Here is a 16,770-nt window from a genome sequence, read left to right on the forward strand (position 1 = left end):
GTCCGCAGGGAGCTGGTTATGAAGAGCAATACGACAACTATACTGGTCGCTGCTGGTGCCTTGCTGGTCGGAGGCGTCGCCACTGCCGCCTTCATGAATAACCGCCCATCGTCCGGCGATTTTGTCGCCAACGGCCAGCCGGCGCCGCGCGGCCTGGAATATGCCGATGTGGTCAAGGTTGCTCCCATCACCCAGCGCGAGCCGCAGTACGCGCAGGTGATCAATAGCAACGCCATTCGCGAAACCACCACCAGTACCTCGCCACGTGAGGTGTGCCGCGATGTCGTGGTGCAGGAGCGTCTGCCCGAGCGCGACGGTAACGTCGGCGGCACCGTGGCCGGTGCGGTCATCGGCGGCCTGATCGGCAATCAGGTCGGTGGCGGCAACGGCCGCAAGCTGGCGACTGCCGCAGGCGCGGTGGGTGGCGGCTTCATCGGTAACCGCATCGACCGCAACCACGTCGGTGGCCGGGTCGTCGATCGCACCGAGCGTCAATGCCATACCGAAAATGCCAACTCGCAGTCCTCGCGCGTGGTGGGCTACGACGTGACCTATCGCAATGCCGACGGCACCACCGGCACCATGCGCATGGACAGCAAGCCGGGCGAACGCATCTCGCTGGGCGACGCCGACAACGTGGTGGCCTATGACGTCACCTACCGCTACGACGGGTTTGAAAAGACCGTGCGCATGAACGACAAGCCCACCAGCGACCGGCTGCCGGTGGTCGATGGCCAACTGGTGACCCAGATGGCATCGACGGCGGGCGATTCCAACGTGCGCCAGGACGGTTTGAGCACCCGGCAGTAACGTGTAAGCCGCCGCGCCGCGCAGTCAGCGCAGCAGTGAGAAAAGAGCCGGCAATGCCGGCTCTTTTCGTTTGCGCCATTGCCGCACGGGTGCACTGCCATGTTCGGCCGGCAACTGGCAGATAATCGAGCTTTCAGCTTGCGATGGAAGCCAACATGCCGGTGCGCCCCGATGACCTGTTCGATGTACGCGCGCTGCTCACCGACGAAGAGCGGGCGGTGCAGGACGCTGTCGCGCGCTTTACCGACACGCGGGTAGTGCCGGCCATCGGCGATGCCTTCGATGCCGGACGCTTTCCGCGCGAGTGGATCCCGGAACTGGCCGAACTGGGGTTGCTGGGTGCCAGCCTGCCGCCGCGCGACGGCGGTGCAGGCCTGGGCGCGGTGTGCTACGGACTGATCTGCCAGGAGCTGGAGCGCGGCGACAGCGGCCTGCGCAGCTTCGTCAGCGTGCAATCGTCGTTGTGCATGTACCCCATCCACGCCTACGGCAGCGACGAACAGCGGCAGCGCTGGCTGCCGGAAATGGCCGCCGGCCGGGTCATCGGTTGTTTCGGCCTCAGTGAGGCGCAGGGCGGGTCGGACCCGGCTGCGATGACCACCCGCGCGGTGCGCGAGGGCGATGGCTGGCGCTTGAATGGCGCCAAGCTGTGGATCACCAACGGCAGCATCGCGGGGCTGGCAATCATCTGGGCGCATACCGACGATGGCGTGCGCGGCTTTCTGGTCGAAACCGACAGCGCCGGTTTCAGCGCGCACGACATCAGCCACAAGATGAGCCTGCGTGCGTCGGTCACCTCGGGCCTGTTCCTGGACAATGTGTTCGTGCCCGAGCAGATGCGGTTGCCGCGGGCGGCCGGTTTGAAGGCGCCACTGAGTTGCCTCAACCAGGCACGCTACGGCATTGCCTGGGGCGCGATCGGGGCGGCGGTGGCCTGCCTGCGCGAGGCGCTGGCCTATGCCGGCGAGCGCATCCTGTTCGGCCGGCCGCTGGCCGCCACGCAAAGCGCGCAGATCAAACTGGCCGACATGGCGCGGCGGATTTCCACCGCCCAGCTGCTCGCCTTGCAGCTCGGGCGCTTGAAGGACGCCGGGACGCTGCAGCCGGAGCAGATCTCGCTGGCAAAATGGAATAATTGCCGCATGGCGCTGGATGTGGCGCGCGAATGCCGCGACCTGCTGGGCGCGGCCGGCATCACCACCGAGCATGTGGCGATCCGGCATGCGCTGAACCTGGAATCGGTGATCACCTACGAAGGCACCGAAACCGTGCATCAGCTGGTGGTGGGCCGTGCGCTGACAGGACTCAATGCGTTTTGACGAGGAGTGGGGCTTGATCAGCAGGGATGTGATGCGACGCCTGTGCGGCGTCTTCTGCACGATGTGGTTGTTGGCCGGCGCCGGGATCGTGCCAGCACGGGCCAATGAGGCGCCACGTATGGCGCCGACGCCGGGCTGGGTGGTGGCCGACGCCGTTCCCGATAGCGTGCCTGGCGCTGCCGGGCTGCGCTATGAACTGGTGTCCGACCAGATCGATCTGACCGGCCGCGTGCCGCAGGCTTACCGCCGGCTCAGCTACACCGTGCAACGGGCCAAAAGCCTGGAGGAAGCCGGGCAGATTTCCATCGACTACCAGCCGCAGTACCAGCAGCTGGAACTCAACAGCCTGGAGGTCTGGCGCGCCGGCAAGCGTATCGATATGCGCACGCAGGCGCACTACGCCAGATTGCGGCGCGAAAGCGGGCTGGAGAACGGCCTGATCGATGGTGCGCTGACGCTGTCGATCACCTTGCCGGATCTGCGCGTGGGCGATCGCGTTGACTATGGCGTGACCATCAGTGGCAGCAATCCGGTGTTCGGCAAGGGCTATTACGACGTGTTCGAAGCGCGCTACGGCGTGCCGCTGGGCGAGCGCCGGGTACGTGTGCGCTATCGGGCCGACATGCCGCTGCAGTGGCGCATCAGCGCGCCGGGGTTTGGCCGGAACGTGCGCACGCTCGATGGGGTGACGCAACTGGATATCGGGGCCAGCAACATCGCCGCGGTGCAGGAAGAAAAAGACGCGCCGGACGATGTGGACCCGTATGGCGTGATCGAAGTGTCCACCGCCGGCAGTTGGGGTGCGGTGGCGGCCTGGACGGCGCAGCTGTATCCGCGTTCATTCAACCAGACGCAGGTAGCCGCCAAGATGGCGCAGAGCCTGGGGTTGCGCAGCGACGACCCGCAGGGCGCGTTGTTGCGCGCCGTGGCGTTCGTGCAGGGCGAAATCCGTTACGTCGGCCTGGACATGGGCGAAAACTCGCACGCCCCGCACGCGCCCGAAGTAACGCTGCGCAACCGCTACGGCGACTGCAAGGACAAGGCGACGCTGCTGATCGCACTATTGCAGCTGGCCGGCATCCGCGCCGAGCCGGTGCTGGTCAACAGCGACAAGGGGCATGGGCTGGAGAAGCGGTTGCCCAGTCCGTACGCCTTCGATCATGTGGTGGTGCGTGCGCATCTGCCGCAGGGCGAGGTGTGGGTGGATGCCACGCGCGATCGCGAAGAGGGCCCGTTGGCCCAGCGGCGGCCACTGCCGTTCGTGCGCGGATTGCCCGTGATTGCAGGGCAGGACACATTGGTTGAAGTGCCTGCGCCGATGCCCGCGTTGCCGCAGATCGAAGTGAACGAAGAAATCTCCATTTCGCTGCGCAAGCCGCAGCGCTGGGCAAGCTTCACGGTGGACACCATCTATCGCCAGGGCCGCGGCGAGCGTGTCGCCGGCAGCTTCGACGACGATGGTGCGCAGACGGTGGGCGAGCACTATCTGGAATTCATGCAGCAGTACTACACCGCGCTGACCCAGGTGAGCGTGCCAAGCATCGACGCTGCCGACCCGCTGAATGTGCGCACGCACGAAGCCTACCGGCTGGAGTGGCCAGCGAAGGAGGGCGATGAGCTGGGTTTCCCGTTGTTCCAGCTTGGCGAATGGATGGATGCGTTACCGAAAGAGCCGCGCAAGAGCCCGCTGGCACTGCGCGGACCGCGGCTGGCGCGGCAGACCGTGCGCGTGCACAGCGACCCGGCGACCCAGGTGGAGGCAGATACCCAAGTGGTCGCCAATCCGTGGTTCCGCTTTTCGCGCAGCATCGCGATGCGCGAGGGAAAGCTGGTCATCGTGGGCGAGTGGCAGCGCTTCACCGACCGTATTCCGGCCAATGGCGTGGCGCGCGCGGCTGCCGACATGGAACGCGCGCGCGACCTGCTGTACTTCAATCACGATCTCCGGCCGCAGCGGCGCACGCAGCCTCCCGACTGGCGTGCGCTCGGCTACCCGCTGGCCGGCTTGGTGGCCCTGGTGTCGTTGCTGGTGGCGTGCTTTTTCTGGTGGCGCGGCGGTGGCCTGGGCGGAATCATGTTCGATCCACATGCCACCGTGGCCCGGATGCCGCAGCATGCTCGGTTGCGCTGGAGCGCCTGGGCGGTGTTTGCGGCGACCACGCTGCTGTCGGCGTGGGTGTGGCTGCACGCGCTGCCGCTATGGGCCAAGGCCGGTGGGGTCATTGTCGTGGTTGCAATCGCCTTGCTGGGATGCGTGCTGCTCACGCAGATCCTGCGGTGGATGGGCAGCGGCGCCCAGCTTGGGCAGGTGTTGCCGGCGATGGCCGGCTGCGCCTTGCCGTGGCTGGTATGCCTGCTGGCGGCCGTGGTCGCGCTCAAGGGCCAGGTTGCATTGCTGCGCACCGGCGCGACCGATCCGGCCGGCATGGCGCAACTGGCGACATGCATCTTGCTGCTGATGCTGGGGGCGCTGTGGTGGTCGGTCTGCTCGGTGCAGGCCGTTGCCGCCGCTGCCGGCTGTGCGCGCACGCGTGCGTTCGGCGCCTGGGCGCTGACGGTGGCGGCACTGGGCATCCTGATCGCGGTGTTGAGTGTGCCGGTGGCGGTGGTGGCCTTGGCCTGACGCAGGTCGGCGCGGCAGTGCACGCAACCCTGGCATCGGTGCGCCGCTGCTGCGTGCAGGGCTTTGCAAAGGCACGCGGGGCTGTGACACTGCCAGCCCCCTCGTTGCTGCCGCGGAGCCAGCCAGATGTCGAGCGTGCGTCCCCCGTTGACCGTCCATGGCATGTCCAGTTCCGGCAATTGCTACAAGGTGCGCCTGCTGCTGGAACAGTTGGGCAGCCGCTATCACTGGGTCGAGGTGGACAGCGTGGCCGGGCAGACCCGCACGCCCGAATATCTGGCCAAGAACCCCAACGGCAAGGTGCCGATGGTCGAGCGCGACGATGGCCGCGTGTTGACCGAATCCAACGCGATCCTGTTCTGGCTGGCCGAAGGCACGCCGTATCTGCCCACCGATGCGTGGCAGCGCGCGCAGGCATTGAGCTGGATGTTCTTCGAGCAATACAGCCATGAGCCATATGTGGCAGTGGCGCGGTTCATCAGCCTGTGGACGCCGCGCGATGCCGCACGCCGCGCCGAGTTGCCGCAGCTGCGCGCGCGGGGCGAGCAGGCGCTGGCGGTGATGGAGCAGCATCTGCAGCAGCACACCTGGTTCACCGGCAGCGACTACGGCATCGCCGATATCGCACTGTTTGCCTACACCCATTGCGCCGAAGACGGCGGTTTCGATCTGGAGCGCTTGCCCGCGATTGGTGCGTGGATACAACGCGTGCAGGGCTTACCGCGTTTCGTGCCGATGCCGGCAGCTGCATCGGTGGCGGCATGAGCTGTCTGCGCGATCTGCACGTGGCTGATGGCCATACCGCTGCGTGCCGGGCAGACGCTTGTCTCTGCTCTCTTGCATCGCCATCGCCATCGCCATCGTCATCGCCATTCGCCGTGCGCCTGCTTGCGCGGATGCAAGGCGTCGCGCGTGCCGGCGCCGTGGCCGGCCGGCAGGAGCGCTGACGATGTGCGGATTGGCAGGAATGTTGCTGGCCTCGCCGCGCCTGCATGGCGAACAGCTCGATGCGCTGGTGCGGCCGATGGGGGCCGCCTTGCGCCACCGCGGCCCCGACGATGCCGGCACCTGGTGCGATGCGCAGGCCGGCGTAGCGCTGGCGCATCAGCGCTTGAGCATTCTGGACCTGTCGCCGCTCGGCCATCAGCCGATGCGCTCGGCAGATGGCCGCTACGTGCTGGCCTACAACGGCGAGGTCTATAACTTCGCGCAGTTGCGCGCAGCGCTGTCCGCGCTTGGGCATCGCTTCCGCGGCCACTCCGATACCGAAGTGCTGCTGGCGGCCGTAGTGGAGTGGGGCCTGGACGAGACATTGACCCGCTGCAACGGCATGTTCGCCATTGCGTTGTGGGACGAGCGCGACAACTGCCTGTTCCTGGCCCGCGACCGCGTCGGCAAGAAGCCGCTGTACTACGGGTGGGCCGGCGACACCTTGGTGTTCGGTTCCGAACTCAAGGCCTTGTGGCAGCATCCGGATTTCGACAACGGCGTGGATCGCGATGCGCTCACGCTGCTGCTGCGGCTGGGCTATATCCCGGCGCCGGCCTGCATCCACGAGCATACCTTCAAGCTGATGCCCGGCCGCGTGCTGCGCATGGATGCACAAGCCGTTGCAGCCGGCGCGGCCGCGCATCGTCCCGATCAGGCGCAGCAACCGTTCTGGAACGCCCGCGAGGCGATGCAGCGCGCGCTGGCGACGCCGTTCACCGGTACCGACGCGCAGGCCGAAGAGCAGTTGGATAGCGTGCTGCGCGATGCGGTGGCCTTGCGCATGGTGGCCGATGTGCCGGTAGGCGTGTTTCTCTCCGGCGGCACCGACTCGTCCATCATCACTGCGATGATGCAGGCACAAAGCGCGCAGCCGGTGCACACCTTCAGCATCGGCTTCGAAGGCTCGCATCACGACGAAGCGCCGCTGGCGCGCGAAGTGGCCACGCATCTGCGCACCGACCACACCGAACTGTATGTCAGCGGCGCCGATGCGCTGGCGGTGGTGCCGGGCCTGCCGGACATGTTCGACGAACCCTTCGCCGATGCCTCGCAAGTGCCGACGGCGTTGGTCGCACGGCTGGCGCGCGGCGGGGTCACGGTGGCGCTGTCAGGCGATGGTGGCGACGAATTGTTCTTCGGCTATGGACGGTATCAGCGCGCACTGCGCAATTGGCGCATGCATGGCCTGGTGCCGGGCCCGCTGCGTCGCCTGATGGCGGTGGCAGCGCGTCGCAATGGCGAATCTTCGCGCACCGGCGGCCTGGCCGCGCTGGTGGCCGAGGCCGGTGCACGTGGCATCGGCGACATCTACCGCAACCGCATTTCGCGCTGGCGCGATCCGGCCGCGGTGGTGCTGGGCGCCACCGAACCCGACAGTTTCTACAGCCTGGCCGACCCGCTGCATGGGTCCGGCACCCCGGCCGATGCGATGATGCTGGCCGATTTTGCCGCCTACCTGCCGGACGATCTGCTGTGCAAGGTGGACCGCACCACCATGGCGGTGGGGCTGGAAGCGCGCGCGCCGCTGCTGGACTGGCGCGTGGCCGAATTCGCCTGGTCGCTGCCGCTGTCGCTGAAATATCGCGATGGAGTGAGCAAGTATCTGCTCAAGCGCGTGCTGTGCCGCTACCTGCCGGACGCAATGGTGTACCGCGGCAAGCGCGGCTTCGGCGCCCCGGTCAGCGCATGGCTGCGTGGCGACCTGCACGGCTGGGCGGACGATCTGCTGGCGCACGGCGCCCTGCAACGCGAAGGCGTGTTCGCCGCCGACAGCGTGGCCCGCCTGTGGCGCGACTTCAACGGTGGCGAGCGCAAATGGCATACGCATCTGTGGACGGTGCTGATGTTCCAGGCATGGCAGGCACACTGGCGCGAACAGCGTGCGGCCGTGGTGCGCTGACACCTGTAGGTTGTGGTCTGCACACCGGGCGGGGTAGGCGAAACCGCCTATGCGCGTTGCCGCGCTCGCGTGCACGCACCGCCGCTTGCGCTACAGACGCCGGCGGCGTTTCACCGGCCCTGAGCATCCGGCTGGGTAGGGTGGGGCCCTGTTTCCACGGAGCATTCCCCATGAGCAAGCCCACCATTGCCGTGCTGGTCGGCAGCCTGCGCGCCGAGTCGTATAACCGCCAGCTGGCACGCGCGCTGGAGCATCTGGCCGGCGACAAGGCCGTGTTCGAGTACCTGGAGATCGGCGATATCCCGCTCTACAACCAGGACCGCGACGGCGATTATCCCGCCGAAGGCACGCGGCTGAAGCAGCAGATCCGCGCTGCCGATGCGGTGCTGTTTGTCACCCCCGAATACAACCGCTCCATTCCCGGCGTGCTCAAGAACGCCATCGACACCGGCTCGCGTCCCTACGGCGATAGCGCGTTTGCCGGCAAGCCGGCGGCGGTGGTGGGCATCTCGGTCGGCGCGATCGGTACTGCCACCGCGCAGCAGCATTTGCGTAACGTGCTGGCGTATCTGGATATGCAGGTGCTCGGCCAGCCGGAAGTGTTCCTGCAATACAAGGACGGCCTGTTCGGGCCCGACGACCAGATCGCCAACGCCGACAGCCGCAAGTTCCTGCAGGGCTTCATCGACCAGTTCCTGGGCCTGATCGGGCACCTCAAGCGCTGAGTTGACCACAGCGGCGCCGCGCGTCAATGCGGCGCCCCGTTGGGCCCTGGGCGAGGGCGGAAACCCAAGCGGCGCAAGGGTCTCGGCATCTGCGACGGCCGGCGCGTAGCACGTGGATGCACCGGCTATACACCAGTTATCCACAGAGTTGTGCATGGTCGCCGGCCGCGCCGATGACTATGCTTCCTGCCCTCGTCTCCCCGCGTCAGGTTTGTTTGTCCATGTCCGCTCGTCCTGGTTTCCGTTCCAAGCGCAGTCGCGATCGCGACGACGACGATTACGATCGTCCCGAGCCGCGTCTGGACCAGTTGCGGGTACCGCCGCATTCGGTCGAGGCCGAGCAGGCGGTGTTGGGTGGCCTGATGCTGGCGCCGGACGCGTTCGACCGCGTCAACGACCAGCTCACCGAAAACGACTTCTACCGGCGCGACCATCGGCTGATCTACCGCGCGATTCGCGAACTGAATGAGAAAGACCGTCCGTTCGATGCAGTGACCCTGGGCGAATGGTTCGAGTCGCAGGGCAAGCTGGAGCAGGTGGGCGATGGTGCGTACCTGATCGAGCTGGCCAGCACCACACCGTCGGCGGCCAACATCGCCGCGTATGCGGAAATCGTGCGCGACAAGGCAGTGCTGCGGCAGTTGATCGAGGTGGGCACCACCATCGTCAACGACGGCTTTCAGCCGGAAGGGCGCGACAGCGTCGAGTTGCTGTCCTCGGCCGAAAAGGCCGTGTTCAAGATCGCCGAAGCCGGCGCGCGCGGGCGCACCGATTTCGTGGCCATGCCCGGGGCATTGAAGGATGCCTTCGAAGAGCTGCGCAACCGCTTCGAAAACGGCGGCAACATCACTGGCTTGCCGACCGGCTACACCGATTTCGATGCGATGACCGCCGGCCTGCAGCCGACCGACCTGATCATCCTGGCGGCGCGTCCGGCGATGGGCAAGACCACCTTTGCGCTGAACATTGCCGAATACGCCGCGATCAAGTCCAAGAAGGGCGTGGCGGTGTTTTCGATGGAAATGTCGGCCTCGCAGTTGGCCATGCGCCTGATTTCCTCCAATGGCCGCATCAATGCGCAGCGCCTGCGTACCGGTGCGCTGGAAGACGAGGACTGGGCGCGCGTGACCGGCGCGATCAAGATGCTCAAGGAAACCAAGATCTTCATCGACGACACCCCGGGCGTGTCGCCGGAAGTGCTGCGTTCCAAGTGCCGCCGGCTCAAGCGCGAACACGACCTGGGCCTGATCGTCATCGACTACCTGCAGCTGATGTCGGTGCCGGGCAACAGCGAAAACCGCGCGACCGAAATTTCGGAAATCTCGCGCTCGCTGAAAGGCCTGGCCAAGGAGCTCAACGTGCCGGTGATTGCGTTGTCGCAGCTCAACCGCTCGTTGGAAACGCGCACCGACAAGCGCCCGGTGATGGCGGACTTGCGCGAGTCGGGCGCTATCGAGCAGGACGCGGACATGATCGTCTTCATCTACCGCGACGATTACTACAACAAGGAAAATTCGCCGGACAAGGGCCTGGCCGAAATCATCATCGGCAAGCACCGCGGCGGACCGACCGGCTCGTGCAAGCTGAAGTTCTTCGGCGAGTACACCCGCTTCGACAACCTGGCGCACGACTCGGTGGGCAGTTTCGAGTAAGCGCTGCCGGGGAACGGCCGGGTGGTCATCCACCGCCCGGCATCGCGCCATCGTTGCGCCCGCTGGCTTATGCTGCGCAGCCTCACCGTTTGCTGCCGAGCTCGTATGTCATACGCCATCGTCTGGTTCCGTCGCGATCTGCGTCTGGAAGACAACCCGGCCTTGCGCGCCGCACTCGATGCGGGGCATCACCCGATTCCGTTGTACATCGATGCGCCGCACGAAGAGGGCGAATGGACGCCTGGCGCCGCGTCGCGCACCTGGCGGCATCGCTCGCTTGCAGCGCTGGACGGTGCCCTGCGCGCGCTCGGCAGCGGCCTGGTCATTCGCTCCGGCAACAGCGCGCAGGTGCTCGATGAGGTGATCGCGCAGACCGGTGCGGCGGCGGTGTACTGGAACCGCAAATACGAGCCGGCCACGCAGCCGCGCGACGCGCAGATCAAGCGCGACCTGCGCGAGCGCGGCATCGAGGTGCAGAGCTGCAATGCCGCGCTGCTATTCGAACCGTGGCAGTTGTCCACGCAGCAGGGCGGCCCCTACAAGGTGTTTACCCCGTTCTGGCGCAATGCGCTGACGCAGCTGCAATTGCCCGCCGCCATGGATGCGCCGCGTCGCCTGCCGCCGCTGCCTGCGAGCTTGAAGACCGATGCGCTCGACACGCTGCAGTTGGTACCGGGCTTGCAGTGGGACCAGGGCTTCTGGGAGCACTGGCAGCCCGGCGAAGCCGGCGCGCACCAAATGCTGGAGATCTTTATCGACGGCGCGTTGTCGGGATATCGCGAAAACCGCGATCGCCCCGATCGCGTCGGCACCTCGCAACTGTCGCCGCATCTGCACTTCGGCGAGATTGCGCCGTGGCGGATTGCCAGTACCCTGGAGGCGCATCGCACTGCGCGCAATGGCGCGGAAATCGATGGCTATATCCGGCAGCTGGGCTGGCGCGACTTTGCGTATCACTTGCTGCATCACTTCCCGGACACCACCAACCAGAATCTCAACCCGCGCTTTGCAGGATTCGATTGGGCAACGGTCGATCCGGTTGCATTGCAGGCCTGGCAACGCGGCCGCACCGGCATTCCGATCGTCGATGCCGGCATGCGTCAGCTCTGGCATACCGGCTGGATGCACAACCGCGTGCGCATGATCGTCGCCAGTTTTTTGTGCAAGCATCTGCGTATCCACTGGATCGAAGGCGCGCGCTGGTTCTGGGACACGCTGGTCGATGCGGACCTGGCCAACAACACGCTTGGCTGGCAGTGGGTGGCCGGTACCGGCGCCGATGCGGCGCCCTATTTCCGCGTGTTCAATCCAGTGACGCAGGCAGAAAAATTCGACCCGCATGCGACCTACATCACGCGCTGGGTGCCCGAGCTGGGCAAGCTCGCGGTGAAGGAACGCTTCGCGCCATGGTTGCATCCATTGGCGCTGGCTCGCTTTGCACCGGAGTATCCGCGCAATCCGATCATCGGCTTGGCCGAGGGCCGCGATGCGGCGTTGGCCGCGTATGCGAAATCGCGCGCCTAGTCGCTGCTGATCGATGCGCGTGTGCCTGTTTCTGGACGGTGCTCGCAACGCTGTCTGATGAGCGAAACAGGGCATGGAATGCGCCCTGTGTACTGCCGTGCGCTGGCTCATGTGACGGCGCACGTGCACGCGTCATCGCCGAAAACGTTTTCCTGAATGGCACACCCGTTACACGTGGGTTGCGGCAGTTTTCATCATGCGCCAGTCGCGTGGGCCTGTTTATCCTCGCGCACACGATTGAGCGCCGGATGGTCCGGCCATAGGAGAGCACCATGTCCCCAGCAGCCACCAAGAGTCTTGCCGTTGCATTGGCCAGCGCCATTGCGCTGTCCGCGTGCGCCACCGGCGGCTCGTATGTGCAGCGCGACCAATACGGCGAGCAGACGCAACAGCAGAATCGGACCGGCCGCAATGCGCTGATCGGTACCGCCATTGGTGTGGCTGCAGGCCTGCTCACCGGCGACAGCGCCACCGAGCGTCGTCAGCACGCAATGGTCGGCGCTGGCATCGGTGCACTGAGCGGCGCAGCAATCGGCCAGTACCAGGACCGCCAGGAGCGCGCGCTGCGTGAGCGCACCGCCAACACCGGTATCGAAGTACAACGCCAGGGCGACAACATCAGCCTGAACCTGCCCGACGGCATCACCTTCGACTTCGGCAAGTCGGCATTGAAGCCGCAGTTCTACACTGCGCTCAACGGCGTGGCCTCCACCTTGCGCGAGTACAACCAGACCATGGTGGAAGTGGTGGGGCATACCGATAGCGTCGGTAGCGATGCGGTGAATCAGCGCCTGTCCGAAGAGCGCGCCAGCGCGGTAGCGCAATACCTGACCGCACAAGGTGTGCAGCGCGAGCGCATGGAAACCATGGGCGCCGGCAAGCGTTATCCGATTGCCGACAACACCACCGATGCCGGCCGCGCCAAGAACCGTCGCGTCGAAATCCGCCTGATTCCGTTGCGTGCCGACGGCGCGGCCAGCAACACCGGCATGCGTTGAGGGGATGCAGTGAATCGTGGCGGGTCGGATGACTCACCTGCGATGTGCTGATGTATGCAACACAGGCCGCGAAAGCGGCCTGTTTTTTTGCTGCATGGTGTGATCAAGACCAGCGAACCAATCGCTTGGGTCTAGAACGGCTGGTCTGCACGGCTTTGAGGTCTCGATCTTTCTCACGTCATCGGCGCGAATGTGTCGGCGTAACTGTGGAACTTCGAAGCGCGGATCTGAGCGTTGCTGCAGGGCCCTTGCTCGCTCACCATCGCGGGATACGCTGCAAGTACGTCCCTATAAGCTCCGTGGCGGCATCCATGCCGCCAAGGGTCCCGCGACGGTGAGCGGGCAAGGACCAATCGAGTTGGTCGCTGTATTTGTGCAAGCGATAGATGCGTTCGCTAGCGATTCAAGGAGGCGCGGCTAGCTCGCGGTGCTCAGGCGAGAAGGTATCTCCATCCCCTTTCCTACGATGGGCCGCTTTCCGCGCGACCGACCAACGTTCTGGTGCGGTGTCCTCGCCGCTTGGAACCGTTGGCGGCATGGGTGCCGCCATCGAGCCCCCATGGATGGGTTGACGGCGTGTCCCGCGAGCGGCGAGGGCACCGCGCGCGACCGAGTCGGCTTTGCGCTCATCGGGTGATCGCATCCGACGACGCCACGACGGACGTCTCGATCTTTTCCAACTCACCGCTGACGGCAATGAGATCATTTGCAAAGCGACCGAGCTATCGTCGGCTGTACGCTTGTGGTGACAGAGATGCATTCACTGGGTTGCATCGATGAACTTATGGACTGCGCCAGACGGCAACCACCGCCGGCGCAGTCGATCCGGCACTACGCCGTGACGTTTTCCAAGATTCGCTTGCCTTCGGCACGCAACTCCGCGTCTGCGCCCACTTCGACTTTCGCATCGTTGTCGGCCTTTTGTGCGGCCAGGCGGGCAGGGCACTGCGCCATCATGTAATCCGCATCGAAATTCATGCGCGTCACCAAAAAGTCCACGAACGCCCGCACTTTCGGCGACACCAATCGGCCGCCGGCGAACACCGCGTTGAAGTCCACCTCAGGCCCGGTCCAACCGGCCAGTACGCGACGCACCAGGCCCGATTGCACGAACGGTTTGGCCATCACATCGCCAGTCAGCAACAGGCCTTCGCCGCACAACACCGCACCGTTGAGCGCGGCCGGATCGTTGGCCACCATCAGCGGATTGACCGGGAAATCGCGTACATCGCTGCCGTCGCTGAGCGACCAGAAAAAGCGGTTGTTGTGCACGTTGCGGTTCTTGCGCAAGGCGAGCGTGCGATGGAATTGCAATTCGTCCGGATGCAGCGGCTCGCCATAGCGTTCGATGTAGGAGGGGCTGGCGAACACCTGGGTGCGCAAGCTGCCGAGCTTGCGCGCCACCAGATTGGAGTCGGGCAGCGCGCCAACGCGCAATGCCAGATCGGCTTCACCGCCGATCAGGTCCAGCTTCTCGTTGCCCAGATGCATGTCCAGCTGGATTTCCGGGTATTGCGCGTGGAATTCGCCCAGCAACGGCGCGATCCAGGTAATGCCCAGCGAATACGGCACGGTAAAACGCAGCCAGCCACGCGGGCCCGATTGCAGCTGTCCCACCGCGCTTTCGGCTTCTTCCAGTTCGCGCGCGATGCGCTGGCAATGTTCGTGGTACACCGAGCCGGCTTCAGTCAGGCCGATGCGGCGGGTAGTTCGATGCAATAGGCGCGCACCCAACCGGGTTTCCAGTTCCTGCACCTTGCGGCTGACGGTGGTCTTGGGCAGGCCAAGCGCATTGGCGGCGGCGATGAAGCTACCTTGTTCGACCACCTTGACGAAGATCAAGGTGTCGTTGAGATCGTGAGTCATGGGATGCCTTCCGGGGGTCAGGAGGGATTAGACCGCTTGCGGGACGATTATTCCCCTAAATCCGGACTAATCAAGTGCTGCTTTGAAGCCTAACTTATGCGGCATCCCCTCCATGCAGGAGCACGGCCATGTGGTTGTGCAACGTTTTCGGCGTGTCTTCCAGTCAGCGCAGTGCAATCGAAAGCGCCTTCGATCCGGTCGTTTCCACGGAAAAACGGTCGTACGACAGTGCCTTGCGCGAATTCTCCAGCTCGCCACGGCGGCAGGCTGGCGGCGCGCCTGCGCAGCGGACTGGACTGCAGGCGCGCTGGGCGCGCCGTGGAATTATCCCGATCTCGGGAGCGAAAATCCCATGAGCGGGATGGTTCAATCCGAGACGGCCGTCATTGGCGGCGCGGGCAACGTGGGCATGGGCATCGTCTCTGCATTGCTGGACGCCGGTATGCCAACGGTGGTGATTGGGCGCGACGCCGCCAAGCTGGATGCACTGCGTGCGCAGCACGGTCATTCCCCGCTGCTGGACATCGTGCAGGGATCGGTGGCCGACGATGCATCTGCGCAGCGCCTGGCCACCGAACTGGCCCAGCGGCAACGACCGCTGGGCGCGGTGATCGCCAGCCTGGGCAGCCCGCCCAAGGCTGGGCGGCTGGTGGATCGGCCGGTGGCCGCCCTGCGTCGTCGCCTGGAGCGCGACGTGCTGCCGCATCTGGCTGCCGCCCGTCACCTGCTGCCGCTGCTGGCCGAGGCCGACGGCGGCGGCCGCTATCTGCTGCTTGGTAGTCCGTGCGCGCTGCGCGCCTGGTCGGCGCATGGCGATCGTTCTGTTGCGGCCTCAGCCACCCGCATGCTTGCCCAGGTGTTGCACGAGGAAGCCAAGCCGTTGGGCGTCCGCGTGCAGTTGCTCTCGGTCGAGCAGCCGGTCTGCACGCCCGGCCGCGCCAAGGACGCCTGTCCGGAATGGATCCGCGCCGTGGACGTCGGCCGCGCCGCTGTTTCCCTGATTGCCGGGCCTGGCCAACCCGGACAAGCCATCGTGACCGTGAGTCGTCGCCCGCCGGCCGCACCGTCGGCCAGCCGGCTGGCCGGTCTGCAATTTCCCATCCCCACCCGAGAGATTTCCCCATGACCACGAACGCCACCCCGTTCCGTTTTCCCTTGCGTACCGTGTTGGCGGGCGCCGTGCTTGCGGTCGTGCTCGCCGGCTGCGGCAGCAAGGCCGCCGAGACCGGCGCACCGCCGCCGCCCAGCGTCAGCGTCGCGCCGGTGTTGATGAAGCAGATCAGCCAGTGGGACGAATTCAGCGGCCGCATCGAGCCGGTGGAAAGCGTGGAACTGCGTCCGCGCGTGTCCGGCTATATCGACAAGGTCAACTACACCGAAGGTGCAGAAGTGAAGAAGGGCGATGTGCTCTTCACCATCGATGAGCGTAGCTACCGCGCCGAGTTCGCGCGTGCCAACGCGTCGCTGGTGCGTGCCCGCACCCAGGCCACGCTGGCACGTAGCGAAGCCACGCGCGCACGCAAATTGTCCGAGCAGCAGGCCATCTCCACCGAAACCTGGGAGCAGCGCCGCGCCGCCGCCGATCAGGCCGATGCCGACCTGCAGGCCGCCCAGGCCGCGGTGGACACCGCCAGGCTCAACCTGGATTGGACGCGCGTGCGCGCTCCCATCGATGGCCGCGCCGGGCGTGCGATGGTCACCGCCGGCAACCTGGTCACGGCCGGCGACAGCGCCAGCGTGCTGACCACCCTGGTGTCGCTGGACAAGGTATTCGTCTACTTCGATGCCGACGAAGGCACCTTCCTGCGCTATTCGCAGATGGCCCGCAACGGCGAGCGCCCGGACGAACGTGGCGGCGAGTTGCCGGTGCGGATCGGGCTGGTCGGCGAGCAGGGCTTCCCGCACACCGGTCGCGTGGATTTCCTGGACAACCAGGTGACCCGCAGCACCGGCACCATCCGCGTCCGCGCGGTACTGGACAACGCGCAACGGCAATTCACGCCGGGGTTGTATGCGCATGTGCAGTTGCTGGGCAGCGGCCAGTTCAAGGCCATGCTGGTCGACGAAAAGGCCGTGCTCACCGACCAGGACCGCAAATACGTGTACGTGGTGGACAAGGACGGCAAGGCGCAGCGCCGCGATGTGGAGCTCGGCCGCAGTGCCGATGGTCTGCGCATCGTGCGTAGCGGCCTGGCCGCCGGCGACCGCGTGGTGGTCGATGGCGTGCAGAAGATCTTCATGCCCGGCATGCCGGTGGACGCCAAGACCGTGGCCATGGCGCCGGCGGCGGACAAGCGCACCGCTTCCAACTAGGGATCGCCAACGCGCGTTGCGCGCTGTCGCGCCTGCCTGGCGACAGCGCA

General features: G+C 65.8%; 13 protein-coding genes. 12 read left to right on the top strand and 1 reads right to left on the bottom strand.

Annotation, left to right across the window (positions count from 1 at the left end):
- Window positions 1–18 precede the first annotated feature (18 nt).
- From ACCQ07_RS07625 to ACCQ07_RS07665, 9 genes are all read left to right on the top strand, one after another.
- A complete protein-coding gene (locus tag ACCQ07_RS07625) occupies window positions 19–810 on the top strand; it encodes a glycine zipper 2TM domain-containing protein (protein WP_011346932.1) in 792 nt (263 codons plus the stop codon).
- 143 nt (window positions 811–953) lie between these two features.
- On the top strand, window positions 954–2,129 hold the full coding sequence (locus ACCQ07_RS07630; RefSeq protein WP_014089785.1) for an acyl-CoA dehydrogenase family protein: 1,176 nt from the start codon (window positions 954–956) through the stop codon (window positions 2,127–2,129).
- A gap of 61 nt (window positions 2,130–2,190) precedes the next feature.
- A complete protein-coding gene (locus ACCQ07_RS07635) occupies window positions 2,191–4,752 on the top strand; it encodes a DUF3857 domain-containing protein (protein WP_372364127.1) in 2,562 nt (853 codons plus the stop codon).
- 126 nt (window positions 4,753–4,878) lie between these two features.
- Window positions 4,879–5,517, top strand: coding sequence for a glutathione S-transferase family protein (locus tag ACCQ07_RS07640; RefSeq protein ID WP_011346936.1), 639 nt, complete (start codon window positions 4,879–4,881; stop codon window positions 5,515–5,517).
- A gap of 184 nt (window positions 5,518–5,701) precedes the next feature.
- Window positions 5,702–7,642 carry an asparagine synthase (glutamine-hydrolyzing) gene (gene asnB, locus ACCQ07_RS07645; RefSeq protein WP_014089787.1) on the top strand — a complete coding sequence of 647 codons (1,941 nt, stop codon included), beginning with the start codon at window positions 5,702–5,704 and terminating at the stop codon, window positions 7,640–7,642.
- A 170-nt stretch (window positions 7,643–7,812) separates the two neighbouring features.
- Complete coding sequence (locus ACCQ07_RS07650; RefSeq protein ID WP_011346938.1) at window positions 7,813–8,367, top strand: NADPH-dependent FMN reductase; 555 nt, start codon at window positions 7,813–7,815, stop codon at window positions 8,365–8,367.
- A gap of 221 nt (window positions 8,368–8,588) precedes the next feature.
- A complete protein-coding gene (locus ACCQ07_RS07655; RefSeq protein ID WP_003483586.1) occupies window positions 8,589–10,019 on the top strand; it encodes a replicative DNA helicase in 1,431 nt (476 codons plus the stop codon).
- A 105-nt stretch (window positions 10,020–10,124) separates the two neighbouring features.
- Entirely contained in the window at window positions 10,125–11,543 is a 1,419-nt protein-coding gene (locus ACCQ07_RS07660) for a cryptochrome/photolyase family protein (protein WP_372363941.1), read from the top strand.
- 272 nt (window positions 11,544–11,815) lie between these two features.
- Window positions 11,816–12,541: a YiaD family glycine zipper/OmpA-like lipoprotein gene (locus ACCQ07_RS07665; protein ID WP_071117367.1), complete on the top strand. Its 726-nt coding sequence runs from the start codon at window positions 11,816–11,818 to the stop codon at window positions 12,539–12,541.
- A gap of 831 nt (window positions 12,542–13,372) precedes the next feature.
- Here ACCQ07_RS07665 and ACCQ07_RS07670 read toward each other — a convergent pair.
- Window positions 13,373–14,407, bottom strand: coding sequence for an XC_2801 family transcriptional regulator (locus ACCQ07_RS07670; RefSeq protein ID WP_005925689.1), 1,035 nt, complete (start codon window positions 14,405–14,407; stop codon window positions 13,373–13,375).
- A 128-nt stretch (window positions 14,408–14,535) separates the two neighbouring features.
- Between ACCQ07_RS07670 and ACCQ07_RS07675 the strand changes: the two genes are divergently transcribed.
- From ACCQ07_RS07675 to ACCQ07_RS07685, 3 genes are read left to right on the top strand one after another with little or no spacing between them, the layout of a single operon-like run.
- Window positions 14,536–14,763: a hypothetical protein gene (locus ACCQ07_RS07675; RefSeq protein ID WP_031421913.1), complete on the top strand. Its 228-nt coding sequence runs from the start codon at window positions 14,536–14,538 to the stop codon at window positions 14,761–14,763.
- Window positions 14,760–15,533, top strand: coding sequence for an SDR family NAD(P)-dependent oxidoreductase (locus tag ACCQ07_RS07680; RefSeq protein ID WP_218531867.1), 774 nt, complete (start codon window positions 14,760–14,762; stop codon window positions 15,531–15,533). The genes ACCQ07_RS07675 and ACCQ07_RS07680 overlap by 4 nt, the downstream gene beginning before the upstream one ends.
- Window positions 15,530–16,720, top strand: a complete 1,191-nt coding sequence (locus ACCQ07_RS07685) for an efflux RND transporter periplasmic adaptor subunit (protein WP_008577270.1) — start codon at window positions 15,530–15,532, stop codon at window positions 16,718–16,720. The genes ACCQ07_RS07680 and ACCQ07_RS07685 overlap by 4 nt, the downstream gene beginning before the upstream one ends.
- The last annotated feature ends 50 nt before the right edge of the window (window positions 16,721–16,770 follow it).

The sequence above is a fragment of the Xanthomonas sp. NCPPB 3583 genome, from assembly GCF_041475715.2.
Classification (GTDB): domain Bacteria; phylum Pseudomonadota; class Gammaproteobacteria; order Xanthomonadales; family Xanthomonadaceae; genus Xanthomonas; species Xanthomonas euvesicatoria.